At 48.3% G+C, this 22,615-nt stretch carries 26 protein-coding genes; 21 read left to right on the forward strand and 5 right to left on the reverse strand.

Translation table 11 applies throughout. The features are described from left to right. Genes cheY through B3850_RS07445 form a run of 8 tightly spaced genes read left to right on the forward strand, consistent with a single transcriptional unit; the run spans nucleotide 1 to nucleotide 7,164 of the window. Entirely contained in the window at nucleotides 1-384 is a 384-nt protein-coding gene (gene cheY, locus B3850_RS07410) for a chemotaxis response regulator CheY (protein WP_053953012.1), read from the forward strand. Nucleotides 385-397: 13 nt separating this feature from the next. After that, nucleotides 398-1,147: a protein phosphatase CheZ gene (locus tag B3850_RS07415; RefSeq protein WP_286874503.1), complete on the forward strand. Its 750-nt coding sequence runs from the start codon at nucleotides 398-400 to the stop codon at nucleotides 1,145-1,147. Nucleotides 1,148-1,160: 13 nt separating this feature from the next. Beyond that, nucleotides 1,161-3,332: a chemotaxis protein CheA gene (locus B3850_RS07420; protein WP_286874505.1), complete on the forward strand. Its 2,172-nt coding sequence runs from the start codon at nucleotides 1,161-1,163 to the stop codon at nucleotides 3,330-3,332. A 15-nt stretch (nucleotides 3,333-3,347) separates the two neighbouring features. Beyond that, nucleotides 3,348-4,514 carry a protein-glutamate methylesterase/protein-glutamine glutaminase gene (locus B3850_RS07425; protein ID WP_286911593.1) on the forward strand — a complete coding sequence of 389 codons (1,167 nt, stop codon included), beginning with the start codon at nucleotides 3,348-3,350 and terminating at the stop codon, nucleotides 4,512-4,514. 12 nt (nucleotides 4,515-4,526) lie between these two features. Then, the gene (locus B3850_RS07430; protein ID WP_286874509.1) at nucleotides 4,527-5,303 is read left to right on the forward strand and encodes a ParA family protein; all 777 of its coding nucleotides are present in this window, start codon (nucleotides 4,527-4,529) and stop codon (nucleotides 5,301-5,303) included. A 3-nt stretch (nucleotides 5,304-5,306) separates the two neighbouring features. Next, complete coding sequence (locus B3850_RS07435; protein WP_286874511.1) at nucleotides 5,307-6,179, forward strand: chemotaxis protein CheW; 873 nt, start codon at nucleotides 5,307-5,309, stop codon at nucleotides 6,177-6,179. 22 nt (nucleotides 6,180-6,201) lie between these two features. Next, nucleotides 6,202-6,705, forward strand: coding sequence for a chemotaxis protein CheW (locus B3850_RS07440; RefSeq protein WP_053952940.1), 504 nt, complete (start codon nucleotides 6,202-6,204; stop codon nucleotides 6,703-6,705). Nucleotides 6,706-6,726: 21 nt separating this feature from the next. After that, nucleotides 6,727-7,164: a DUF2802 domain-containing protein gene (locus B3850_RS07445; protein WP_286874513.1), complete on the forward strand. Its 438-nt coding sequence runs from the start codon at nucleotides 6,727-6,729 to the stop codon at nucleotides 7,162-7,164. Here B3850_RS07445 and B3850_RS07450 read toward each other — a convergent pair. Then, complete coding sequence (locus B3850_RS07450; RefSeq protein WP_058579500.1) at nucleotides 7,161-7,442, reverse strand: EscU/YscU/HrcU family type III secretion system export apparatus switch protein; 282 nt, start codon at nucleotides 7,440-7,442, stop codon at nucleotides 7,161-7,163. The two genes, B3850_RS07445 and B3850_RS07450, sit on opposite strands and share 4 nt — an antisense overlap. Further along, a complete protein-coding gene (locus tag B3850_RS07455; RefSeq protein ID WP_286874515.1) occupies nucleotides 7,439-9,217 on the reverse strand; it encodes a flagellar hook-length control protein FliK in 1,779 nt (592 codons plus the stop codon). The genes B3850_RS07450 and B3850_RS07455 overlap by 4 nt, the downstream gene beginning before the upstream one ends. Nucleotides 9,218-9,295: 78 nt before the next feature. Here B3850_RS07455 and ccmA point away from each other — a divergent pair, with 78 nt between their 5' ends. The 11 genes from ccmA to B3850_RS07510 are packed head-to-tail and all read left to right on the forward strand — an operon-like array spanning nucleotide 9,296 to nucleotide 18,020. Continuing rightward, on the forward strand, nucleotides 9,296-9,970 hold the full coding sequence (ccmA, locus tag B3850_RS07460; RefSeq protein WP_286874517.1) for a cytochrome c biogenesis heme-transporting ATPase CcmA: 675 nt from the start codon (nucleotides 9,296-9,298) through the stop codon (nucleotides 9,968-9,970). Next, nucleotides 9,963-10,646 (forward strand): heme exporter protein CcmB, encoded by a 684-nt coding sequence (ccmB, locus tag B3850_RS07465; RefSeq protein WP_053952935.1) that lies wholly within the window; start codon nucleotides 9,963-9,965, stop codon nucleotides 10,644-10,646. The genes ccmA and ccmB overlap by 8 nt, the downstream gene beginning before the upstream one ends. Nucleotide 10,647: 1 nt before the next feature. Beyond that, entirely contained in the window at nucleotides 10,648-11,385 is a 738-nt protein-coding gene (locus tag B3850_RS07470) for a heme ABC transporter permease (RefSeq protein ID WP_286874519.1), read from the forward strand. Then, nucleotides 11,385-11,588, forward strand: coding sequence for a heme exporter protein CcmD (ccmD, locus tag B3850_RS07475; RefSeq protein ID WP_058579495.1), 204 nt, complete (start codon nucleotides 11,385-11,387; stop codon nucleotides 11,586-11,588). The genes B3850_RS07470 and ccmD overlap by 1 nt, the downstream gene beginning before the upstream one ends. Before the next feature lie 9 nt (nucleotides 11,589-11,597). After that, a complete protein-coding gene (gene ccmE, locus B3850_RS07480; protein ID WP_058579494.1) occupies nucleotides 11,598-12,080 on the forward strand; it encodes a cytochrome c maturation protein CcmE in 483 nt (160 codons plus the stop codon). Further along, nucleotides 12,077-14,029 carry a heme lyase CcmF/NrfE family subunit gene (locus tag B3850_RS07485; protein WP_286911594.1) on the forward strand — a complete coding sequence of 651 codons (1,953 nt, stop codon included), beginning with the start codon at nucleotides 12,077-12,079 and terminating at the stop codon, nucleotides 14,027-14,029. Before ccmE ends, B3850_RS07485 begins: the two co-directional genes overlap by 4 nt. Beyond that, complete coding sequence (locus B3850_RS07490) at nucleotides 14,022-14,573, forward strand: DsbE family thiol:disulfide interchange protein (protein ID WP_286871519.1); 552 nt, start codon at nucleotides 14,022-14,024, stop codon at nucleotides 14,571-14,573. The genes B3850_RS07485 and B3850_RS07490 overlap by 8 nt, the downstream gene beginning before the upstream one ends. Further along, on the forward strand, nucleotides 14,570-15,028 hold the full coding sequence (locus B3850_RS07495) for a cytochrome c-type biogenesis protein (protein ID WP_286871521.1): 459 nt from the start codon (nucleotides 14,570-14,572) through the stop codon (nucleotides 15,026-15,028). Before B3850_RS07490 ends, B3850_RS07495 begins: the two co-directional genes overlap by 4 nt. Continuing rightward, nucleotides 15,021-16,229, forward strand: coding sequence for a c-type cytochrome biogenesis protein CcmI (ccmI, locus tag B3850_RS07500; RefSeq protein WP_286871523.1), 1,209 nt, complete (start codon nucleotides 15,021-15,023; stop codon nucleotides 16,227-16,229). Before B3850_RS07495 ends, ccmI begins: the two co-directional genes overlap by 8 nt. Continuing rightward, the gene (locus tag B3850_RS07505) at nucleotides 16,226-16,975 is read left to right on the forward strand and encodes an MlaA family lipoprotein (protein ID WP_273268180.1); all 750 of its coding nucleotides are present in this window, start codon (nucleotides 16,226-16,228) and stop codon (nucleotides 16,973-16,975) included. The genes ccmI and B3850_RS07505 overlap by 4 nt, the downstream gene beginning before the upstream one ends. A 55-nt stretch (nucleotides 16,976-17,030) precedes the next feature. Beyond that, nucleotides 17,031-18,020: a response regulator gene (locus tag B3850_RS07510; protein ID WP_286871528.1), complete on the forward strand. Its 990-nt coding sequence runs from the start codon at nucleotides 17,031-17,033 to the stop codon at nucleotides 18,018-18,020. Here the strand turns inward: B3850_RS07510 and B3850_RS07515 are convergent. Beyond that, nucleotides 17,989-18,336 carry a DUF6170 family protein gene (locus B3850_RS07515; RefSeq protein WP_286871531.1) on the reverse strand — a complete coding sequence of 116 codons (348 nt, stop codon included), beginning with the start codon at nucleotides 18,334-18,336 and terminating at the stop codon, nucleotides 17,989-17,991. The genes B3850_RS07510 and B3850_RS07515 overlap by 32 nt on opposite strands. Nucleotides 18,337-18,404: 68 nt before the next feature. Between B3850_RS07515 and galU the strand changes: the two genes are divergently transcribed. Beyond that, nucleotides 18,405-19,295: a UTP--glucose-1-phosphate uridylyltransferase GalU gene (gene galU, locus B3850_RS07520; RefSeq protein WP_286871533.1), complete on the forward strand. Its 891-nt coding sequence runs from the start codon at nucleotides 18,405-18,407 to the stop codon at nucleotides 19,293-19,295. Between the two features lie 13 nt (nucleotides 19,296-19,308). On the opposite strand, the gene cmoB is transcribed toward galU, so the two are convergent. Both cmoB and cmoA read right to left on the reverse strand, forming a co-directional pair. Continuing rightward, complete coding sequence (gene cmoB / locus B3850_RS07525) at nucleotides 19,309-20,280, reverse strand: tRNA 5-methoxyuridine(34)/uridine 5-oxyacetic acid(34) synthase CmoB (protein ID WP_286871536.1); 972 nt, start codon at nucleotides 20,278-20,280, stop codon at nucleotides 19,309-19,311. Between the two features lie 17 nt (nucleotides 20,281-20,297). Next, complete coding sequence (cmoA, locus tag B3850_RS07530; RefSeq protein ID WP_286871539.1) at nucleotides 20,298-21,029, reverse strand: carboxy-S-adenosyl-L-methionine synthase CmoA; 732 nt, start codon at nucleotides 21,027-21,029, stop codon at nucleotides 20,298-20,300. Nucleotides 21,030-21,195: 166 nt separating this feature from the next. Here cmoA and B3850_RS07535 point away from each other — a divergent pair, with 166 nt between their 5' ends. Next, a complete protein-coding gene (locus B3850_RS07535; protein ID WP_286911595.1) occupies nucleotides 21,196-22,593 on the forward strand; it encodes a diguanylate cyclase domain-containing protein in 1,398 nt (465 codons plus the stop codon). Nucleotides 22,594-22,615: the final 22 nt, after the last annotated feature.

Genomic DNA, 22,615 nt, shown 5'->3' on the forward strand with positions numbered 1-22,615 from the left:
TTGGATAAAAATATGAAAATTCTTGTTGTGGATGACTTTTCTACAATGAGACGAATCATTAAGAACTTACTTCGTGACCTTGGTTTTACGAATATTCAGGAAGCCGATGACGGCAACACGGCTCTGCCTATGTTGCAAAACGGCGATTTTGACTTTGTCGTGACCGACTGGAACATGCCGGGCATGCAAGGTATCGATCTACTGAAAGAAATTCGTAAGGACGATAATCTGTCGCACTTGCCGGTACTCATGGTAACGGCGGAAGCTAAACGCGAACAAATCATCGCTGCTGCGCAAGCAGGGGTTAACGGCTATATCGTTAAACCGTTCACAGCTGTGACGTTAAAAGAAAAGCTCGACAAGATTTTCGAACGCATTAGCTAAAAGGGCTATGACCATGTCTGATAAAGCCCACGATATTTCCCTCGAGCAGGCTAAAGAGCTCGTGTCTTTGCTCGAAGAGGGGAAGCAGCAACAAGCCAATCAACTTTTGGAAGACGTTTATAACCGTAGCAACGACAAACTGTTTACTTCAGTGGGTCAGTTGACGCGTGACCTCCACGAAGCTCTGCAGGATTTCCAGCTGGATCCTCGCATTGTGCAAATGACAGAAGATGATCTTCCTGACGCGCAAAACCGTTTACAGTACGTCATTCAAAAAACAGAAGACGCCGCTAATAGGACAATGGACGCGGTAGAGGCTTGTTTGCCGATGGCTGACGACATGCATCAGCGCGTTGAGAGCGTAATGCCGGTCTGGAATCGACTGATGAGCAACGATATTCAGTTAAATGAATTCAAGTCTTTGTGTCATGAGGTCGATGATGTACTTAAGCGCTGTGGTGAAAATATGCCACAAGTGCATGGGCTTATGACCGAAGTACTTATGGCTCAGGATTATCAAGACATTACCGGGCAGGTCATTCGACGGGTCATTCAACTGGTTGAAGACGTCGAAAAAAACCTCATTGAACTGTTAAAAATATTTGGCAAAGAAGAAGCACGCAGAGAAGCGGAAAAGGCCGAGTCTTCAAAGCAGAAAAGTGCCAGTGAGGCAGAAGGCCCAATTATTGATGCCGATAAACGTGATGACGTTGTTGGTGGGCAAGACGAAGTGGACGATTTATTGTCCAGTTTAGGTTTCTAGGAGCATCAGTCGCATGAGCTTTGATATGGATGAAGACATACTGCAGGACTTTTTGATCGAGGCGGGAGAAATCCTCGAGCAGTTGTCTGAGCAGTTAGTTGAGCTAGAAAACGACCCAGAAAACAAAGATTTATTAAACGCGATTTTCCGTGGTTTCCATACCGTGAAGGGTGGTGCAGGCTTTCTGTCGCTAACCGCATTAGTGGATACCTGCCACGGTGCAGAAAACGTGTTTGATACTTTGCGTAATGGTCAGCGCACGGTTACGTCCGATTTAATGGACGTGATTCTGCAAGCGTTGGACACTATCAATGCTCAGTTTGCTCAAGTGCAAGCTCGTGAAGATATTAGTCCTGCCGATGACAAATTACTTGAGTTATTGCATAAGCTTAGCCAGCCAGAGTCTGAAGACGAGGCGCCTATCGAAGCACAGGCTGAAGAAGCTGAGCCAGAGCCTGAATCGGAAGCACCTAAAGAGGAAGCAACTGAAAGCTCAGGCGACGGCGGTATCGATGAGATTCAGGACGATGAATTTGAAGCGTTGTTGGACGAGTTACACGGCGAGGGGAAAGGCCCTGGCGCCGGTAAATCGGAACAGGCGTCAGAAAAGCCAAAAGCGTCTGCTGATTCCACCCAGAGTGACAGCGATGAAATTACCGACGACGAGTTTGAATCTCTGTTAGATGAACTACATGGCTCGGGTAAAGCACCGCAAAGTGCCGAGAAGAAACAAGAGAAGCCCGCTGATAGTGACGAAATAACCGATGATGAGTTTGAGTCGTTGCTCGATGAGCTGCACGGTTCCGGTAAGGCACCGACAAAGAGTGTAGATAACGGCAAAGAAGACAAGTCGAAAGATAAACCTAAGTCAGAGAAAAAAGCTGAAGCTAAGCCAGAGCCTAAACCTGAGCCAAAAGCCAAGCCTGCAGCTAAACCAGCCGCTAAAGACGATAAACCGAAAGCGGCGGATAAGCCGGCTGACAAGAAACCTGCAGCACCGCAGCAACCAGCCGCAGAAACCACTGTTCGGGTCGATACCAAGCGTCTCGATGACATAATGAACATGGTTGGTGAGCTAGTCCTGGTGCGTAACCGCTTATTGAGTTTGAGTAATTCAGACGACGCTGACAGCGATGAAATGGGTAAAGCCATTTCTAACCTGGATGTGGTGACAGGTGACTTACAAGGCGCTGTCATGAAAACCCGTATGCAGCCAATTAAGAAAGTGTTTGGCCGCTTCCCACGGGTGGTTCGTGATTTGGCGCGTAGCCTGAAGAAAGAAATTAATTTAGAAATGTTCGGAGAAGATACCGACTTGGATAAAAACCTTGTCGAAGCTTTGGCCGATCCGTTAGTTCACTTGGTTCGAAACTCTGTCGACCATGGTATTGAAATGCCAGACGACCGTGAAGCAAAAGGTAAACCACGGGCAGGTACGGTCACCTTATCAGCCTCTCAGGAAGGCGACCATATTATGCTGTCGATAAAAGACGACGGCGCGGGTATGGATGCTGAAAAGCTGAAAGGTATAGCCATTAGTAAAGGTATTTTGGATACCGATGCAGCGGCGCGTTTGAGTGACGAAGATGCCTATAACCTGATTTTTGCGGCTGGCTTTTCGACCAAAGAAGAAGTGTCTGATATCTCCGGCCGTGGTGTCGGCATGGATGTCGTAAAAACTAAAATCAGCCAATTAAACGGTAGTGTCAAAATTCAGTCAGAACTGGGTAAAGGTACCGAACTATTGATAAAAGTGCCGCTCACTTTGGCTATTTTGCCGACCTTAATGGTGGCTGTAAAAGATCAAACCTTTGCATTACCACTAGCGGTTGTCAGCGAAATCATTGATCTGGACATGAAGCGCACCAACACCGTCGATGGTCAGTTAACGCTTATTGTTCGTGAGCGCGCGATACCGCTGTTCTTCCTTGAGCACTGGCTGGTGAGAAACCCAGACCGCTCAAGCCGAAATGAGAATGGTCATGTTGTGGTCGTTCAAATAGGTAACCAACAAGTTGGCTTTGTCGTTGATGCCCTTATTGGTCAGGAAGAAGTGGTCATTAAACCATTGGATAAACTGTTACAGGGCACGCCGGGTATGGCGGGGGCAACTATCACTAGTGATGGTGGTATTGCGCTGATTGTCGACGTACCAAGCATGCTGAAGTATTACGCTAAACGATAACGGGACACACCGTTCATGACAGTTAAAGTTCTCGTAGTGGACGACTCGGCGTTTTTTAGACGCCGAGTTACCGAGATTCTGGAAGCACACTCAAATATACAAGTTATTGGCTCCGCTAATAACGGCGAAGAAGCTGTGGCGCAGGCAAAAGCCTTAAGACCTGACGTTATTACTATGGACATTGAAATGCCGGTGATGAACGGCATTGATGCGGTGAAAACCATCATGGGCAGCAACCCTTGCCCCATTTTAATGTTCTCGTCACTGACTCACGAAGGCGCGACAGCAACGTTAAATGCGTTAGAGGCCGGCGCTGCTGATTTCTTACCTAAGAAATTTGAAGATATTGCCCGTAACCGCGACGAAGCCGTAAAAACGCTGCAAGATCGAGTTTTGGCTATTGCTAATCAGCCTGCAGCGCGAACCCCAACAATTACCCGCACTCCGCCGCCTTCAAGCAGAACGTCACAGCCCACCAAGCCGAAAGAGCCGACCTCAGCGCTCGAGCGTATTCGTCAACGCAATGAAGAGCGTCAGAGTCAGCGTGAAGCATCGTCGCGGCTAGCGGATGCAGCCGGTTCTTTAAGCATTAATCGTGCGTATCAAATTTTGGCGATTGGCACTTCAACCGGTGGCCCCGTTGCCTTGCAGAAAATACTAACGCAATTACCGGGTAATTTTCCGTACCCCATTGTTATGGTGCAACATATGCCTGCGGCTTTCACTAAGGCCTTTTCACAACGTTTAGATGGCTTGTGTAAGGTGCGTGTGAAAGAAGCCGAAGACGGTGATGTGCTGAAGCCCGGCACCGCTTACTTGGCTCCGGGCGGTAAGCAGTTAGTCGTAGAAGGCCGCTCAGGCAGTGCCAGGCTGCGGGTTAAAGAGGACACCAGTGGGCGAGTCACATACAAGCCGAGTGTCGATTTAACCTTTGCCAGCTTGTCGAAAGTCTATATGGGTAAAGTTCTGGGCGTTATTTTAACCGGCATGGGCGCTGACGGACGGGAAGGTTCTCGTATGTTAAAGCAACAGGGCGCTACTATCTGGGCTCAGGATCAGGACAGCTGTGTTGTTTATGGAATGCCTCAGGCGGTTGCTTCAGCGGGTATTTCAACGAAAAGTATTAGTTTGGATAATATGGCGCGCTCAATCATGAAAGAAGTCGGTTACAGCGGCGTTTAATAAGGTGCTTATATGATTGTTTGGACGGTAGCTAACCAGAAAGGCGGCGTGGGAAAGACCACCACAACAGTCGCTCTGGCAGGGCTATTGGCCGAGCAGGGTAAGCGGGTGTTATGTATTGACACTGACCCTCATGCCTCACTGACGTATTATTTTGGCTTCGACTCTGAAGAGCTGACTCACAGCGTTTTCGATGTATTCAGTGCGGGTAAAAATGTTAACCGCGAGCTCATGCGTGAGTGCATACTGCCCACCGAATTTGACAATCTGAGTGTTATGCCGGCAACCATGGCTTTAGCCACGCTTGACCGAAAGCTGGGCACACAGGGTGGTATGGGACTGGTATTAAAAAGAGGGTTAGCATCGGTTAAAGATGACTACGACTACGTGCTTATCGATGTGCCGCCGGTACTTGGCGTACTAATGGTTAACGCATTAGCCTGTTGCAACCGTGTGCTCATACCCGTTCAAACTGAATTTTTGGCGTTGAAAGGCCTCGACAGAATGATGCGTACGCTTATGCTCATTCAAAAGTCTCGTGGCGAAGAGCGGCCATATACTATTATTCCAACCTTGTACGATAAACGAACCAATGCGTCATTGCAGACGTATAAGAAGCTCGTTGGTCGTTATGGTAAATCCGTTTGGAACGGCATGATTCCTATCGACACTAAGTTCCGGGATGCGTCGAACGAGCAAACACCGCCGTCGCTTTATGCGCCTAAATCACGTGGTGTGCTGGCGTATCAGTCGTTATTGATTCACCTGCAACAATTGGAGTTAGGCTAAGTTATGAATAGCAAATATTCCAATAGCGAACAGGCAATGACGGAATACCTTGATGCGTTACTGCTCGAGGATGAAGTGGTTGAATTCGATAATGAGCCGGTTAAGAAGTTACTAGAGCAGGCGGCCCCGAAAATACAGCAAGTGACTCAGCAAGAGTCAGTGACACTGAACAGAGATGAAGATTTATTACCTTTAGTTTCTGTAAAAGCGGACGATACTGATACTAGAGAAGCGCTTACTGAGACTGAGACCGTAGTTGAAACGGATACTCAGGTTGAGCCTAAGGTAAACACTGAACAAGTCGCAGAAACTGAAGAGAGCGTTGATGTTGACGATGAAACCGACGTCGCGACGCATACAGATGTTGAGGAAATGGCTCCAGCGGAAGAAGAGCCTCAGCCAGACGCTATGTCTGAGTATATGGAGGACGACTTTCAGGCGCTGTTCTTTAAGGTGGCGGGGTTAACATTGGCTGTGCCGCTGAAAAGTTTAGGTGGTATTCATCAGTTAGGGAAAATAAACCCGCTGATGGGTAAACCAAAATGGTTTAAAGGCATAATGACAGAGCGGGAAGATAAGCTACAGGTGGTTGATACTGCTCGCTGGGTTATGCCGGAGAAGTACACGGAAGAGCTGGAAGAGTCGTTGGACTATCAGTATCTTATAACTTTAAATGACAGTCCCTGGGGGCTGTTATGTGAAGAATTGGTAACCAGTGAACCACTGCAACCAGAAGCCATTCAATGGCGCAAAGCAGGCAACAATAAACGTCCCTGGTTGGCTGGAGTGGTTCGTGACAGAATGTGTGCGTTGCTCGATGTAAACGCATTGATTACACTTCTGGATAACGGTCTGGGACATATCCAGCAAGACTAAATAACGCATGGCGGAGTGAAACATGAGTAAAGATAATCGCGCTCTAAAGAATGAGACGGACGCTGACAGTAACGACGAAGTGCTACAGTGGGTGACGTTTCAGCTTGACGATGAAACCTATGGCATTAATGTCATGCAGGTTCAGGAAGTGCTTCGCTACAGCGAAATAGCACCCGTACCCGGAGCTCCGAACTATGTGTTGGGTATTATTAATTTGCGTGGCAACGTTGTCACCGTTATTGATACTCGTCTGCGCTTTGGTTTGCAAACGACCGAAGTAACCGACAATACACGTATTGTTATCATTGAATCAGAAAAACAAGTTATTGGCATTTTGGTCGACAGCGTCGCCGAAGTGGTTTACCTGAAAACTTCTGAAATTGACAGCGCGCCAAATGTGGGTACAGACGAGAGTGCTCGTTTCATTCAGGGCGTGAGTAACCGAGATGACGAACTGCTGATTCTTGTTGATCTGGATAAAATGCTAACCGATGACGAGTGGGATGAAATTTCTCGTCTGGGTTAATTGCGGGCAGGTGGTTTAACCATGACGCTTTGGCTTATTGCTTTATCAGCGCTGGCTCTTGGGCTGGCGCTGATTGCGTTAGTTGCGGTTGTTATGACATCGCGGCGTCAGGCTGAGCTTATTGAACGCCAGCAGCAAAGGTTATTAATGCTCACAGAAACGGCAACTGAAGTACTTTCTTTAAAAGAGCAATTGAATGAGCCTAAGCAAGATTCTAACTTTGCTGAAAAACAACTGTTAGCGCAGTTAGAGCAGCAAGTCTCAACACTTAATGACGAGCAGCGGCGACTTCAGGAAAAACTGCAGGAATTAGCCGAGCAGGATCCCGGCTCAAAACTCTACCATCGGGCGAGTAAATTGGTAGCAAGTGGAGCAACCGTTGAAGAGCTCATGCACGAATGTGAATTACCGCAGGCGGAGGCAGAGCTGCTAGTCTCACTGCACCAACGTAAAGGTTAACCCTCTTCCCACTGTCTTGGGAACTTGCCATCCAGTAGATAAGCGAAGGCAATAATTTCAGCAATAATGATATACAGTTCGCGCGGTATTTCGTCGCCCACGTTGAGTTTTGCTAGTGAGTCCGACAACAGTGGGTCTTCATGGACTAACACCCCATGCTCTTTGGCAACGGCAATAATCTCTTCGGCTAACTCGTCAAACCCGCGGGCAATAACTTTAGGGGCGTTAAAGCCGTCGTAAGACAGTCCAATAGCCTGTTTTTCTTTTCTTTCTGTCATACCTTCACCCGAATAATGCCACTTTGTTGTGTTGCTAAGCTCTCCGGAATTTGCCCTTGCTGAACTCGGAACTTCACACTATTGACCTCTAAGTCAGCCAGTCGCTTTTCCAGTTGCTCCAGGTGCTTTTCGATGGTTTTTTGCGCTGCAGGCGACTCGGCATAAAAGTCGACTGACGAGCCTTGCGGGTGGTATCTGCCTTTTACCAGTAGAGGGCCTGTGGCTTCCAGCTCAAAGCGCAAGGTGAAGAGCCACAATGTACGACCCTCTTGCTCGGGCGTGCCAGGCTCGCGCTCCGGACGAATAAGCAACTCATTTTGCCCATTTTTTTGCGGATCTGTCGGTAATAAAATGAAATATTCAGGTTGCTGCATTGGCGAGTCCTGAAGCCTGGCCTGTGCACTTTGTGCTGAATTTAATACGCCAGTGAATAACTGTAATAGTCGTTGCAATTGTTGCTGCGGAAGCTGAAGCAGCAGTTGATTAATGCGCTCACGCACATCGCCAGCCACTTCTGGTGACGGATTCAGCACCTGCTGTATCAGCGCTTGAGTGAATTGTTTAGGAAGAGGTTGTGTATTAGCTTGCGTACTGTTTTGTTGGCTATTTTGCTGCAAGTTCAACCCCAGCAGCATCATCAACATTTGACCAAGCGAGCCCATTTGCTGGCTTGACTGAACACTGACTGGACGCGCAGAAAACCAGTCGCTCACCCAACGTTGTAGCGCTTCCGGGCGTTGCATGGATTCGCCCGAGGGTTGTTGTTGCAGTACGACTTTAACTAACTGCTCAATGGCATTAGAGGGGGAACGTAATGCCGCAGTTAAGGTTGCGGCTGTCTGTGCCGCCTGAGTCCCTGACGTTGTGCTGATTGAACTTGGCGTTGGCACTGCTTTTACACTGGTGTTTATTTTGGCGATAAGCGCAGACAGCTCGGGGATTTTTAATGAAGTATTTGCCGCATTATTGGGTGGCACTGCCGGCTGCGTGGAAAGTTGTGTTTTTATTTGTGCGACCAGTGTTTGTATAGCTTGCTGAAATTGTTGCGGACTTAACTGGTGTGCCTGTTTAATAGCAATACCCCGCGAGAATTGAACAGGGTTTCCAGTGTTGATTGGCGCTTTGTCGGTCGGTGGCGTCAGGCTGTTGGCTAGCGGTGTCTGTATAGAAGCCGCTTTACTTGCACCGGTGGCTTTTAACAGCTGTGTCGCTTGAGAACTTTCAACTAGCGCTTTAATAAGCTTGGGCGGCAACTGTGTTATTGGTATATCGACCTTTGCAACCTGCGTCTTTGGCGCCCCAGCCTGCGGTGGGGTTGGCTGAGGTTGCCCTGTCTGAGTTTTAGGTATCGGCTGACCCTGTTGAGTATTGCCTCCGGGCGGCAGTTTGCCTGGCACTTGGGTAATCAGCAGTTGCACTACAGGTTTGTTCCCCGGTGTCATCGATACCTGCAGCTGCAGTTGCGTTCCTGAGGAAAGTTTTGGTGGCAACTGTGCCATAAGCGCTTTCGGTGGGTTGGGCCATTGCCACCCGGCTCCTTGTATTTGGGGGGCTTGTTGCGTATTACCGCCGGAGCTTCCACTGGCTTGCGGCAAAAGTACCGCGGCCGGAATTTGTAACGTTGGCTGACGCGGCCCGGAAGGAGTATTTCCAGCACCGGTATTTGGGCTGGTTAAAATGCGCGCAAGGGTTGCTACGTTTTGCTTATCAATACGAGCCATAGAGCGCTCTGGAGCGTTCAGCATTTGTTGTAGCAGTTGCGTGATATCAGCCATGCGCTTTACTCAAATTTTATGGTAGACTCGGTGGCATTTGCGTCAGCTTACCAGTAAGGGCTCAGTTGTAAAATCCGCATGACACAAGAAACTACCGCCAAAGTGCCACTATTGCACGCCGAGCAGCTTAGCTCAACGCGTGGTGGTCGAGTACTGTTTGATGAGCTGAGCTTCCAGTTACACCCTGGTGAGTTATGGCAGGTAACCGGTCCTAATGGGGCGGGCAAGTCGACGTTGCTGAGAATGCTGGCCGGGCTTTTAGAGCCTAATGAAGGGCGTATTCAGTTTAACGGCACAAGCTTGCACGACAACTGGCAAAGCTACTGTCAGCAGCTGCTGTTTATTGGTCATAAAGCCGCTGTAAAAGGCGAACTTACTGCATTAGAAAACTTCTATTGGCAACAGCAGCTTACCGCAAGCCCTAATACCGATGGCTGGGACTTATTGGAAAAGCTCGGTTTACTGGGGTTAGAAGATGAGCTCACAGGCCGCCTATCAGCTGGCCAACAGCGACGTGTCGCTTTAACCCGGTTGTGGGCGAATAAGGCAAAGCTGTGGATTCTGGATGAACCCTTTACTTCGTTAGATGTGCAAGGGGTTGCTCTGCTACAAAAGCGCTTTGCTGAACACTTAGCCGACGAAGGTTGTATTATTTTTACTTCGCATCAGTCGCTGACCTTGTCCGAGTTATCGCCCAAACTTATCGATTTAAGTCAGGCTGTCCAGGTTCATTGTGAGGCGGCTTATGATTAACGCTTCCATGCGACAAGTTTGGCTGGCAGTACTGAAACGTGACTTACGCATTGCCGCGCGTCGACGCAGTGATGCCTTAAACCCACTATTGTTTTTACTGATGGTGGTCACGCTATTCCCATTGGGCGTCGGTCCGGGGCCTGATATTCTTGCGCGTATAGCACCCGGCATTATTTGGGTGGCTGCTCTTTTAGCCAGCCTGCTAGGACTCGAGCGTTTATTTAAAGATGACTTTCAGGACGGCACGCTGGAGCAGTTGTGCTTACTGCCACAGCCGCTGGCGTTCACTACAACCGCCAAAGTGATGGCTCACTGGCTGTTAACGGGGCTGCCCTTAGTCATATTGTCGCCGCTGCTGGCGCTACTGCTAAGCTTGCCGATGCAAGGTTGGTGGGCGTTAGCGCTCAGTTTGCTGCTTGGCACACCAGCTTTGAGTGCACTCGGCGCTATTGGAGCGGCGCTAACCCTCCAGGTTCAGCGCGGCAGCTCGCTAATTAGCCTTATCCTTATTCCTTTGTTTATTCCGCTGCTGATTTTTGCCACCGCCGCTGTTGAAAATGCCTCTATGGGGCTTGCAGTGCACGGACAATTGGCTATTCTTGCGGCTATTTCTGTTTTGACCATAACATTGTCTCCGCTGGCGATAGCTGCGGGCATAAAAATGAGTGTGAATTAATATGTGGCGATGGTTACACCCTTACGCGAAGCCTGAAGCAACCTATCGACTTGTCGAAAAGTTACTTCCGTGGTTTGCGGCATTAACCTTTATTTCGTTGGCCGTCGGTGTGGTTTGGGGGCTGGCATTCGCGCCGGCAGACTACCAACAGGGCGACAGTTACCGAATTATATTCTTGCATGTACCGGCGGCTATTTTTTCAATGGGCGCGTATGCCGGTATGGCAATAATGGGTGGCATAGCACTTATTTGGCAAATCAAAACAGCGGAGTGGTCGATACCGGCCATAGCCCCTGTCGGAGCTGCGTTGACGGTTGTCGCCTTGTTGACCGGGGCCATTTGGGGTAAGCCCATGTGGGGCACTTGGTGGGTTTGGGATGCACGCCTTACTTCCGAGCTTATTCTTTTATTCTTATACATTGGTGTTATGGCGCTTTATTTTGCTTTCGATGACGCCAGAACAGGCGCTAAAGCCGCTGCCATACTCTCGCTTGTGGGGGTTATTAACCTGCCTATTATTCATTACTCCGTTGAGTGGTGGAACACCCTGCATCAGGGGGCGACTATTACCAAATTTGAGAGACCGTCGATAGCAACCAGTATGCTTATTCCATTATTAATATGCCTGGCAGGCTTCCTATTTTTAACCATTTTACTGGTGATGATGCGGTTAAAAAATGAGATACTACGACATGAATTAGGTCGCCCGTGGGCGCAGCAGGAACTGGAGAAAAACTGATGCCATTCGACAGTTTTCAGGACTTTATCATTATGGGCGGCTATGGCTTATATGTTTGGTTGTCTTTTTTCTTGAGCTTTGTCGTTATTGCGTTAGTTGCGCTGGAAACGGCTATCGCTCGTAAGTCCTTGCGGAAGAAAAGCCAGCAGTTGCAGAATCGTCAGCAGCGCTTAGCCAAGCGACAACGGTCAGTGTCGCAGTAGGAGAGAAGTATGAATCCGAGACGTAAACAAAGACTTACCTGGGTGCTTATTTTAGTGTTCGGCGTGTCTGTAGCGACAGGACTAATGTTGTACGCATTGAGTCAAAGTATCGACTTGTTTTATACACCTAGCGAGTTGGTAGAAGGCAAGGGCGAAGACAAGCAAAAGCCACAGGTTGGTCAGCGTATGCGTGTTGGCGGCATGGTCGTTGAAGGCTCGGTTAAACGCGACCCGAAAACCCTGGAAGTGTCTTTTAATATTACCGACACAGGCCCTGAAATCACGGTGCTTTATCAAGGTATTTTGCCGGACTTATTCCGCGAAGGTCAGGGCATTGTTGCTCAGGGTGAGTTGGTAGAGCCTACCGTTTTGAAAGCAACGGAAGTGCTGGCTAAACACGACGAAGAATATATGCCGCCGGAGTTAGCCGAAAAAATGAAAGGCATTAAGCACGTAAACCCCAACAAATCCTATGAGGATGGTGATCAATGATTGCTGAAGCAGGCCACCTCGCTATAGCCATAGCGCTGGCATTCTCTTGTTTGTTGGCGTTCTACCCCCTTTGGGGCGCAGCCAAAGGCCATGGTGGCATGATGTCACTGGCAAGGCCTTTTGCCCTAGGCCAGTTTTTCTTCACCGCTGTGGCTTTTGGACTATTGGTTTGGGGATTCGTCAGTAATGACTTTAGTATTGCCTATGTTGCTGCAAACTCTAACTCAGACTTACCGGTTGCCTATCGGGTAACAGCGGTATGGGGCTCCCATGAAGGTTCTTTTCTTTTATGGATGTTGATGCAGGCAGGCTGGATAGCCGCGGTTGCGCTGTTTTCACGTTCTATGCCTTTGCCCATGGTGGCGCGGGTTTTAGCCATTCTTGGTTTAATCAGTATTGGCTTCTACTTATTTATGTTAACGGTGTCCAACCCGTTCGACCGCGCGTTACCGTTAATTCCTGTCGACGGGCGTGACTTAAATCCACTGTTACAAGACCCGGGCATGATCATCCATCCACCGTTATTGTATATGGGGTATGTCGGGTTCTCGGTAGCCTTTGCGTTTGCCATTGCTGCGCTTATGTCGGGTAAGCTAGATGCGGCCTGGGCACGGTGGTCACGACCGTGGACATTAGCGGCCTGGATCTTCCTGACTCTGGGTATCGCAATCGGCAGTTGGTGGGCCTATTACGAACTTGGCTGGGGTGGCTGGTGGTTCTGGGATCCGGTCGAAAATGCTAGCTTTATGCCATGGCTGGTTGGAACGGCTTTGCTGCACTCGTTAGCGGTTACTGAAAAGCGGGGCAGTTTCAAATCCTGGACAGTATTACTGGCAATAGCAGCCTTTAGTTTGAGCCTATTGGGGACTTTCCTGGTTCGGTCGGGGGTTTTGGTGTCGGTGCATGCCTTTGCGTCAGACCCAACCCGTGGTTTATTTATTTTGGTCTTACTCGCATTGGTTATTGGTGGGTCTTTAATACTGTACGGCATGCGTGCCGGACAAATGCAGAGCTACAGCCGATACGAGCTATTTTCCCGCGAAGTCATGCTGCTGGGTAACAACGTCTTGCTGATGGCTGCGATGGTTGTGGTCTTCCTTGGTACTATGCTGCCATTAGTGCATAAAGAAATTGGCTTGGGCAGCATTTCAGTCGGTGAACCCTTCTTCAACAGCGTCTACAGTTGGTTGGTCATTCCATTCGCACTGATGGTTGGCCTGGGACCTCTATTGCGCTGGCGTCGACAGGCAATTAAGCCTCTACTGAAGCCTATTGCGTTGGCACTTAGCCTTGCCGTGGTACTGGCTAATACGCTACCAAAAATTTGGGCCGACGAATTGCCGGCAATGGTGGTTATAGGCTTGTTCTTAGCGTTCTGGGTTGGTCTGGCAACAGTAACCGAAGTACAGCAGACAGTGAAACAGCGTAAACAAGGCTGGCATGGTATTACCCGCCTGTCGGGTAGCCACTGGGGCATGGTGCTGGGTCATATAGGCTTTGCAGTAACCTTAATTGGCATCACTCTGGTGTCACATTATGAACAGGAAAGAGACATTGCCTTGGCGCCGGGACAGTCAGTTGACATTATCGGCTACAACGTCAGCTTTGATTCCTTAGACCACCGCGAAGGGCCTAACTACGATTCCGATGCGGGGGAGTTCACCGTCACAAAAAATGGTGAACTTGTTACTGAGGTGACCAGTGAAAAGCGCTTTTACCGAGTGCAGCGAACCAGTATGACGGAAGTCGGTCTCGATGCAAGCCTATTAAGAGATATCTACATTGCCATGGGCGAACCTCTGGAAGATGGCGCATGGGCAATCCGTTTCTATGTTAAACCATTTGTTCGCTGGATATGGCTTGGCGCTATTATTATGGCCGTAGGTGGTGTGTTCGCAATGGCGGATAAACGTTACCGTAAGTTGAAAAGCGGAGGGGCAAATGAATAAGAACCTACGTTGGCTTGTTTTATTTGCGCCATTGGTTTTATTCCTGCTACTAGCAGTGTTTTTGTTGAAGGGGCTAGGAAGCGACCCGACGAAACTGGATTCGGCGTTAATTAATGAGCCGGTACCAAACTTTGAGGCTGCCGATCTTTATGACACCAGTATCGTTTATGACGAATCGGTGTTAAAAGGCAAACCTATACTGCTAAATGTCTGGGCAACTTGGTGCCCGACGTGCCGTGCAGAACATGAGTTTCTGAACCAGTTAGCGTCAGAGGGTATCCCTATTGTTGGCTTAAATTATAAAGATGACTCGCGTGGGAAAGCGGTTAACTGGCTAAATACGCTAGGTGATCCATACACGATTAACTTGTTTGATCCAGAAGGCGAAGTTGCCTTTGAGTTTGGTGTTTACGGAGCCCCGGAAACTTACTTTATTGATGAACAGGGTGTTATACGTTATCGCCATGTTGGTGACGTGAACGCACGTAATTGGCAGAGCACATTAAAACCCATTTATGAGCAGCTCAAGCAGGAGGCGCAATGAGCCGGTTCATTTCCCTACTTTTTTTGCTGAGTACTTTTGTGTTTTGTGCCGCAGCGGAAGAGGCGGTGTCGCGTTCGTTTGAAAATGAGCAACAGCGCGAAACGTATCAACAATTAATTAAAGAATTGCGCTGCCCCAAGTGCCAAAATCAAAATATAGCCGACTCTAATGCCCCGCTTGCGGAAGATATGCGAGATAAAAGTTACGAGATGCTTAAGGCGGGTAAGTCGAAGCAGGAAATTATCGACTTTATGGTCGAACGTTACGGTAATTTTGTGCATTACAAACCACCGTTTACCGCCGCGACAGCAGTACTGTGGTTCGGTCCTGTGGTTATTTTGATTATCGGTATTGGTGTTGCTGTTTTGCTGACACGCAAGAAAAAAGAGCAAACAGCTTTGACCCCTGAAGAGCGCGCTCAGTTAGAGCAGCTAAGGAAAAACGACAATGACTAGTTTAATCATCGTAATGTTGTTGATGCTGTTAGTTGCTGTCGTTTTTATTCTGTTAGCGACAGGAAAACAGCGACGCATTCTAAAAAGACAGGATGAAAATAAGCGCTGGTACGAGCAACGTTTAACGGAGCTAGAAGAAGAGCGCTCTTTGCACGGGTTGTCTGATGAAGAATACGAGTATTCAAAGCAGGAGCTCGATAAAACCTTTGTTAATGACAGTAAGGACATTGAAGAAACTATAGAATGGCGCCCGGCGCCCGTCGTATTACCGGCTGTCATTGTTGTGATTATATCGGTTGCTTTGTACTGGAGCTTTGGTAGCTGGCAATTGCAGGAGCAAGCGGCAGATGCTCGTGAACGTTTACCAGAACTTGGCAAAAAGTTACTGAGCGAGCAAACTCAGGCTGCCGATCCGGAAGAGCTTAACCTGTTCGCTTTGGGGCTTCGCCAGAAGCTTATGAGCGACCCTAATGATGCCATTGCATGGTGGATATATGCGGGGCTAATGGTGGATATTGGCGCACCGGAAGAAGCGGACGAGGCTTTTCAGAAATCACTGGATTTAGAGCCTGAGCGGCTTAACACTCTGGTCAGTTACAGTCGTTTCTTATTAATGTCAGGCTCAGCTCAAAATAAAGCGAAAGCTGCGAATTTGTTAGCCCGGGCATTGAAGCTAAACCCAGCCAATATAGAGGCACTTTCGCTACTGGGCTTTGTGGCTTATGAACAACAGGACTGGGAGCAAGCGATTCAGGCGTGGACATTGTTGCAAGAGCAATTATCGCCAGGCTCGGAGCGCTACGTGGCTGTTCAGAATGCGTTAGCAGACGCGAAGCAGCAACAGACTAACGCTGGTATGACATTAACCGTTACGGTGAACATCGATAACGCGGTTCAGGAATTTTTGCCCGAAGGTGCAACGTTATTTGTTTATGTCACCGGAAATGAGGCGCCTATGCCAGCAGCGGTGATCCGTGAGCCGGTCGAAGGCTTTCCTGTGACTTATACCTTATCTAATGCTAACGCCATGTTACCGGACCACAAACTGTCTGACTTGGGTGAGTGGACGGTGCGCGCTCGTGTTTCGCAAGACGAGAACATTGAAGCGGAACCCGGTGATCTGGAAGCGCCAACAGTGACTATTAAAGCTAAGGCGAATCAAACAGCGACAGTGACTTTATCAACACGGATTCAAGAATGAAAAAATACGGATTGTTACTTTTCTCAGTATTGTTAGTAGGATGCTCATCGACTCCGGAAGACCCTTATGCCGACCCCCGCGACCCGTTTGAGGATTTTAACCGCGGCATGTGGGAGTTTAATCGCGATGTGGATGAAGTCGTTATTCAACCCGCAGCGAATGTTTATGATGACGTACCAAAGCCAATTCGTACGTCACTGTATAATGCTGTTGAGAACTTAGAAGAGCCGTCGTCTTTTGTGAACAATATCCTGCAGTGGAAGTTAGGAGATGCCGGTATATCGTTAGGACGCTTTTTAATTAACTCAACAGTTGGGCTTGTCGGTCTTTTTGATGTGGCCACGCCAATAGGTCTTGAAAAAAAGGAAGAAAGCTTTGGGCAGACTTTAGCTGTTTGGGGCGTTCCTGAAGGGCCTTACGTAATGCTGCCGTTACTGGGACCAACGGTGATTGTTGATCGCGGTGGCGACTACGCTGACAGACAATATTTTCCGTATCCGTCATTGACCTGGCCAGTCGATATACTTCGTTATACCGTTAAAGGTTTGGAGATGCGCATACGTTTGCGCGACCAGGAACAGGTTCTGGAAAACTCCCTGGACCCTTACTCTTTCGTCAAAGATGTTTATTATCAGCGTTGGCAAGATCAAGTCTACGACGGCAACCCACCATTACCAGAAGACGATTTTGAAGACTTTGATGACTTCGACGATGATTTTGAGGATTTTGACGACGAGTCACGTTGACGGATCTCTATTCCTGAACAATGCTTAAAACATGGTGAGCGAAGAGAATGAAACCATGTCGAAAGCGCACGTTGCGGTTATTGAAGATGACTTAGTATTCCAGTCCATGCTGAATGAGTATCTCAGTCAGCATGGCTATGATGTGCGCTGTGCCGGCGCTGGGAAGCAAGGCCTGGAACTGTGCGAGCAACAGTGCCCCGATGTGGTTCTTTGTGACTTAAACCTACCTGATATTAATGGTTTGGAAGTCATTGAAAAGCTATTAAAAGTCTGTGCTCACCTGCCTATCATTGTGATTTCAGCATCTGAAAAAATGTCAGATATCCGTGAAGCGGTGCGCCTCGGTGCCTGGGATTACCTCGTTAAACCCCTACAAAGTCTCGATGTATTAGACAGTGCCATAGGTCATTGCCTCGAGCGTCATGAGCTCGAAACCTCTTATTTACACGATATTTGGGAGCTAGATGCTCATATTGATGTCATTTATCAGGACGATATGATAGCCGGTAAGCTGACAGAGGAGCTTTTGCCCAGAAGCCCTCTCAGGGTTGGTACGTATAGCTTTTCCTGCGTTACAGACTCTGCTGATACAACGCCTACCTGGGTTGACTATCGCTCTTTAGGAAACGGCAAAGCACTGGTGGTTATGGCGGCGGCGCAAAACGCAACGGAGCAAAGCCTGGTGCCATTATTAGTGCTTAAAACCTTGGTTGACCCCGTGATACGACAGTATTTATCCGGTATGGATAACACGCTGGTGCTGCCGGGGTCGTTATTAGAGCATTTGAATATTGAGCTGTGCCACTCTCAGGTTAGAACTGCCTTCGATATTCTGGCGGGTGTGCTGGATACAGAAACTGGACAGTGGCAATGGGCGCAGGCGGGCGATAAATTAGAGCCTTCACCCAGTGCGAAACCGGACTTAGCGCTGGGTATTTGGAAACATGCGAATTATCGTACGCATCAACTAGAGTCCTTGCACCGCCTGCACTGTCGCTGCTATGGCAAAGAACTTATTGTGAGCGCTGAGCCTCAAATTGCTTAATGGCTTTGTCGATATAGGGCATCGACATATTGATATTAATGGGCTGAGTGAATAACGGATAGCCAATACCTGCCGCCAGTAGCGCGAGTAATTTCCACCAACCTTCAGCTTCCACCACCAAAAAAAAGATAACGCAGATAGGAACCAGCTTCGCCAAGTTACAAATAAGTCGGCGGGGGACTGGCATTTTCTCCTGGGCGATTGATAGAATCATCGCACGCTCAGTAAAACTGTATGAGTTAAGCTGTGGTATTTTGCGGGAAGAAAAATATAACGCCATAATTTTTTTTATTGAATTTTGTACAATGGCTTGCATTGTAACACGCTTAGCGGGTATAAACTTGCCCTCTTTATTCGAATGAATTTATTGTAAGGACAGCTGCTATGGTCAAAAAAGTTGTAATACCGGTCGCAGGACTCGGCACCCGGATGCTACCGGCAACCAAAGCCATTCCAAAGGAAATGTTACCACTGGTCGACAGACCGCTTATTCAATACATTGTCGAAGAGTGTGCGGCAGCTGGCCTTACCGATGTTATTTTGGTAACGCATTCGAGTAAGAACTCAATTGAAAACCATTTTGATACCAGCTTCGAACTCGAAACCACGCTTGAGCAGCGTGTTAAGCGACAATTGCTAGCGGAAGTTCAGGCTATTTGTCCGGAAAATACCACTATTATGCATGTGCGTCAGGGTCAGGCTAAAGGTCTGGGTCACGCTGTGTTGTGCGCACAGCCACTCGTTGGTAACGAGCCGTTTGCCGTAGTATTGCCAGACGTTCTAGTGGATGAAGCAAGCTGCAATTTAAACCGTGACAACTTAGCGGAAATGGTTAGAAACTTTGATGAAACGGGTCACTCTCAGGTAATGGTTGAGAAAGTGCCTCAGGAAGATGTCAGCAAATACGGTATTGCGGATATTGGTGGCGAAGAGTTGAAGCCGGGCGAGCAATCTCCAATTACCCAGTTGGTTGAGAAACCGTCCAAAGAAGAAGCGCCATCTGACTTGGCTGTAGTCGGTCGTTATGTATTCTCGGCTGACCTATGGCCATTGCTGGAAAAAACACCGGTTGGTGCGGGTAATGAAATACAATTAACTGATGCAATGGCCATGTTGCTTGAAAAGCAGTCGGTAAATGCTTACTACATGAAAGGCAAAAGCCATGACTGTGGTAATAAGCTTGGCTATGCACAAGCCTTTATTGAACACGCAATGCGCCACCCGGAGCTGGGCAGCGACATGAAGCAGTATATTAAGTCGTTAAAAAGCGCTTAAATTGCAAAAAGCGCTAAACTCGGGCTGTTAATACGGCCCGAATTGGCGCTTTATAACCTTCCACGGTTAGTTCCGGATTCTTAGCATCTAAAAAGTCGGCTAAAGACTCACCCGTCATCCAGTCTGTGCGCCTTTGCTCTTCAAGCGATGTCGTGTTGTGGTCAACAATTGCAATGTCTTTAAAGCCTAACCGCTCCAGCCATACCGACAAGGCCTTTGCACTAGGTAAAAACCAAACGTTTCGCATTTGAGCATAACGCTCTCCGGGCAGCATAACTGTTGTTTCGTCGCCTTCAACGACAATGGTTTCTAATACGAGCTGGCCCCCCGGCTTTATGAGCGATTTAAGCTCCTGCAAAAACGCCAGAGGCGAGCGACGATGATACAAAACGCCCATGCTGAATACAGTATCAAAGCTCTTTAACTCCGGCATGTGTTCAATGCCGACTGGGAAAAAGTGTGCTTTGTTTTGGTATTTTGCCGGCATCATGTTGCGAATAGCCTGGAATTGCATGAAAAACAGTTCGCCTGGGTCTATGCCCCAGACTCTCTCGGCACCCGCTTCCAGCATGCGCCATAAATGATACCCACTGCCGCAGCCGACATCTAACACCTGTTTACCTTTTAAATCATCGATATGAGGTTTTACACGTTGCCATTTCCAGTCTGAGCGCCATTCGGTATCAATAAACACTCCAAATAGGTCAAACGGCCCTTTACGCCAGGGCTGTAACTGCTGAAGCAGGCCGGTAATGCGAGCGCGATCTGAATCGGATGCTTCTTCCGGAGAGCCTACGGTGACGGTGTCGCCCAACTGGCAGTTTTCGGTCGGAATGTGGGGTAACTGCTCAATTACCCGTTGCCAGCGTTTTAAATTGCCGTGAGGGTTGTTGTTAAAGGCCGTCAGCTGCGGCGCTAACGTATCCAGCCATTGTTCGTGCGGACTGTCGATTAGCGCTTTCAGGTCGTTGCTAAAGTCAATCATTGTTGAGTTATAATCCTTTATTTAACCGCTAGCATGGCTGCGAAATTAAAACACTGGAACCATACAGTCTGATGCTTAAAACCGACTTTTTGAAAACGCTGCTCGTGTGCCTCTAAGGTATCAATTTTCATGACGTTTTCGATAGCTGCGCGCTTTTGGCTAATCTCAAGTTCGCTGTAACCGTTAGCGCGTTTAAAGTCGTGATGTAAATCGACCAGCATGTTGTTCATAGTTTCATCTGCATGGCGAAACTTCTCGGCAATGAGCAACACTCCACCGTCAGTTAATCCGTCGTAAATACGCTGAATCATGGCTTCGCGTTTTTCTGGTGGCACAAATTGTAAGGTAAAGTTCAAAACCACCACCGATGCGTTTTCAATGACAGTGTCGGTAATGTCCTCACAACGCAGCTCCACGGGAACCTGACTTTTAAAGCCGCCTAAATGCAAACCTGCACGCTCAATCATAGGCTCTGAGTTATCAACCGCGACAATTTTACAACCGTCAGAGTTTTCGCAGCCCTTGCGCATAGCCAGTGTCGCAGCACCTAACGAACACCCTAAGTCGAACAACTGGGTATTATTCTGCGCATAACGACTTACCAACTGGGGCAAGGTTTGCAGAATACTCGAGTAACCGGGCACCGAGCGATTAATCATATCGGGAAACACTTCAACAACTTGCTGGTCAAAGCAGAAGTCAGACACACTCGGCAGAGGTTTAGAAAAAATAGTGTCGTGTTGGCTCATGGGTCAACTTACAAATTAAAGTAAACATATTGTGTATTTTACCGATAATTAGTGCTGACGGACAGCCGCGTTTTGATTAATATATCGCCGTCTTATTGGGAGGAACCTGTTGTTGGTAAGTATTTGGCCTAAAACATTGTATTTTTGTTCGGTAATGAGTCTGGCTATGTCGCTTTTGACATTATTGCCGGCGCCGACTTATGCCTATGCTCCAGACGAATGGTTAGAGCAACATTCAACCATTCGCGTGGGTGTGCCGAACCAATTACAACCACTGATTTACGAGACAGAAAACGGTGCCGCCGGGCTCGATGTCGACTTACTTAAGCAATTTACCGCGACGATGGACGTCGAGTTAGTCTGGAAGCCGTGCGGACAGTGGCAAGAGTGTTTAGACGCTATCTCCAATAAAGACATTGATGTTTTAACCAGTGTCTCTTATTCCGTTGAGCGTAACCTGAGCATGGACTTTACTCAAAGTTACTGGTCTATGCCCTGGGCTGCGCTGACTATGGACTCTACCATGCGTGCTGGCAGTAGTTTGAGAACGAGCGAGCTACACGGTCAGCGGGTTGCTGTTGTTAAAGGGTACAGCATAGAGTCTCAGCTGGTTGATACCGGGCGCATTGAAGTGGTTAGTGTGTCCGATATTGATGAAGGTATTGACCGGTTGCGCAACCGCATGGTCGATTCTTATGTCGATAGCCTGCCTATTTTAGTGGATGAACTTCAGGAATATCCGTTACCTGGTTCGAAGCTGTCGGTGCTGGATTCGACTCAGGGTAACGCCCTATATCTTGCGGTGCGCGATGACTGGCAACCGCTGGTGACTATACTGAACCGAGGTATTAATTCACTAACACCACAGCAGCGAGACGCGTTAAAACGCAAATGGTATGGGTATAAACTAGAGCAGGGGTGGAGTGACGAAGAGCTGCTTGAGTTGGGAATGAAAATAGGCTCGGTTGTGCTTTTAGTTATTCTTAGCTTTGGTATATGGAACAGCCGTCTTCGTAAAGAAATTAAAGCCCGTAAAGCGGCTGAGCGCCATATTCGTCATATTGCCACCCACGACGAACTGACGGGGTTGCCGAATAGAAACCTAATGCAGGATCGTCTCGAACAGTCGTTACGCCAGAGCGAAAGAACGCAAAAACCATTTTCAGTACTGTTTTTAGATCTTGATGGTTTTAAGCAAATCAATGACGATTTTGGCCATAATTATGGCGACGAGTTACTTGTTCAAGCGTCTCAGCGCATGAAAACGCTATTGCGCCGCTCCGATACCGTCTGCCGTCACGGTGGCGACGAGTTTGTGGTGATACTACCAACCGCCGTGGCCGTGGGGTCAGCACTTGCGGTAGCCCGTAAGTTGGTAGTGCAGCTAGCCAAGCCCTACAAAGTCAAAAAACAGCAACTGGAAGTGAGCGTATCTATTGGTGTCGCTATGTACCCTGCTCATGGCACCGATGTACAAAAGTTATTGCGCTCCGCCGATAAGGCCATGTACGCCGCTAAAGCAGCGGGTAAAAATGATGTGCGCTTAGCCAGTACCGACGGATGACATTCAGCCCTAGTTAGCTATA

The organism is Idiomarina sp. UBA4520 (assembly GCF_002388365.1).
Classification (GTDB): domain Bacteria; phylum Pseudomonadota; class Gammaproteobacteria; order Enterobacterales; family Alteromonadaceae; genus Idiomarina; species Idiomarina zobellii.

Coding starts and splice junctions, on each gene's coding strand:
- B3850_RS07445 (WP_286874513.1), top strand. CDS start 6,727: ATGACGCTTTGGCTTATTGCTTTATCAGCGCTGGCTCTTGGGCTGGCG.
- B3850_RS07510 (WP_286871528.1), top strand. CDS start 17,031: ATGTCGAAAGCGCACGTTGCGGTTATTGAAGATGACTTAGTATTCCAG.
- B3850_RS07515 (WP_286871531.1), bottom strand. CDS start 18,336: ATGCAAGCCATTGTACAAAATTCAATAAAAAAAATTATGGCGTTATAT.
- B3850_RS07495 (WP_286871521.1), top strand. CDS start 14,570: ATGAGCCGGTTCATTTCCCTACTTTTTTTGCTGAGTACTTTTGTGTTT.
- ccmB (WP_053952935.1), top strand. CDS start 9,963: ATGATTAACGCTTCCATGCGACAAGTTTGGCTGGCAGTACTGAAACGT.
- ccmD (WP_058579495.1), top strand. CDS start 11,385: ATGCCATTCGACAGTTTTCAGGACTTTATCATTATGGGCGGCTATGGC.
- cmoB (WP_286871536.1), bottom strand. CDS start 20,280: ATGATTGACTTTAGCAACGACCTGAAAGCGCTAATCGACAGTCCGCAC.
- ccmE (WP_058579494.1), top strand. CDS start 11,598: ATGAATCCGAGACGTAAACAAAGACTTACCTGGGTGCTTATTTTAGTG.
- B3850_RS07430 (WP_286874509.1), top strand. CDS start 4,527: ATGATTGTTTGGACGGTAGCTAACCAGAAAGGCGGCGTGGGAAAGACC.
- B3850_RS07485 (WP_286911594.1), top strand. CDS start 12,077: ATGATTGCTGAAGCAGGCCACCTCGCTATAGCCATAGCGCTGGCATTC.
- B3850_RS07505 (WP_273268180.1), top strand. CDS start 16,226: ATGAAAAAATACGGATTGTTACTTTTCTCAGTATTGTTAGTAGGATGC.
- B3850_RS07425 (WP_286911593.1), top strand. CDS start 3,348: ATGACAGTTAAAGTTCTCGTAGTGGACGACTCGGCGTTTTTTAGACGC.
- ccmI (WP_286871523.1), top strand. CDS start 15,021: ATGACTAGTTTAATCATCGTAATGTTGTTGATGCTGTTAGTTGCTGTC.
- galU (WP_286871533.1), top strand. CDS start 18,405: ATGGTCAAAAAAGTTGTAATACCGGTCGCAGGACTCGGCACCCGGATG.
- ccmA (WP_286874517.1), top strand. CDS start 9,296: ATGACACAAGAAACTACCGCCAAAGTGCCACTATTGCACGCCGAGCAG.
- B3850_RS07420 (WP_286874505.1), top strand. CDS start 1,161: ATGAGCTTTGATATGGATGAAGACATACTGCAGGACTTTTTGATCGAG.
- B3850_RS07450 (WP_058579500.1), bottom strand. CDS start 7,442: ATGACAGAAAGAAAAGAAAAACAGGCTATTGGACTGTCTTACGACGGC.
- cmoA (WP_286871539.1), bottom strand. CDS start 21,029: ATGAGCCAACACGACACTATTTTTTCTAAACCTCTGCCGAGTGTGTCT.
- B3850_RS07490 (WP_286871519.1), top strand. CDS start 14,022: ATGAATAAGAACCTACGTTGGCTTGTTTTATTTGCGCCATTGGTTTTA.
- B3850_RS07470 (WP_286874519.1), top strand. CDS start 10,648: ATGTGGCGATGGTTACACCCTTACGCGAAGCCTGAAGCAACCTATCGA.
- B3850_RS07435 (WP_286874511.1), top strand. CDS start 5,307: ATGAATAGCAAATATTCCAATAGCGAACAGGCAATGACGGAATACCTT.
- B3850_RS07415 (WP_286874503.1), top strand. CDS start 398: ATGTCTGATAAAGCCCACGATATTTCCCTCGAGCAGGCTAAAGAGCTC.
- B3850_RS07440 (WP_053952940.1), top strand. CDS start 6,202: ATGAGTAAAGATAATCGCGCTCTAAAGAATGAGACGGACGCTGACAGT.
- B3850_RS07455 (WP_286874515.1), bottom strand. CDS start 9,217: ATGGCTGATATCACGCAACTGCTACAACAAATGCTGAACGCTCCAGAG.
- B3850_RS07535 (WP_286911595.1), top strand. CDS start 21,196: ATGTCGCTTTTGACATTATTGCCGGCGCCGACTTATGCCTATGCTCCA.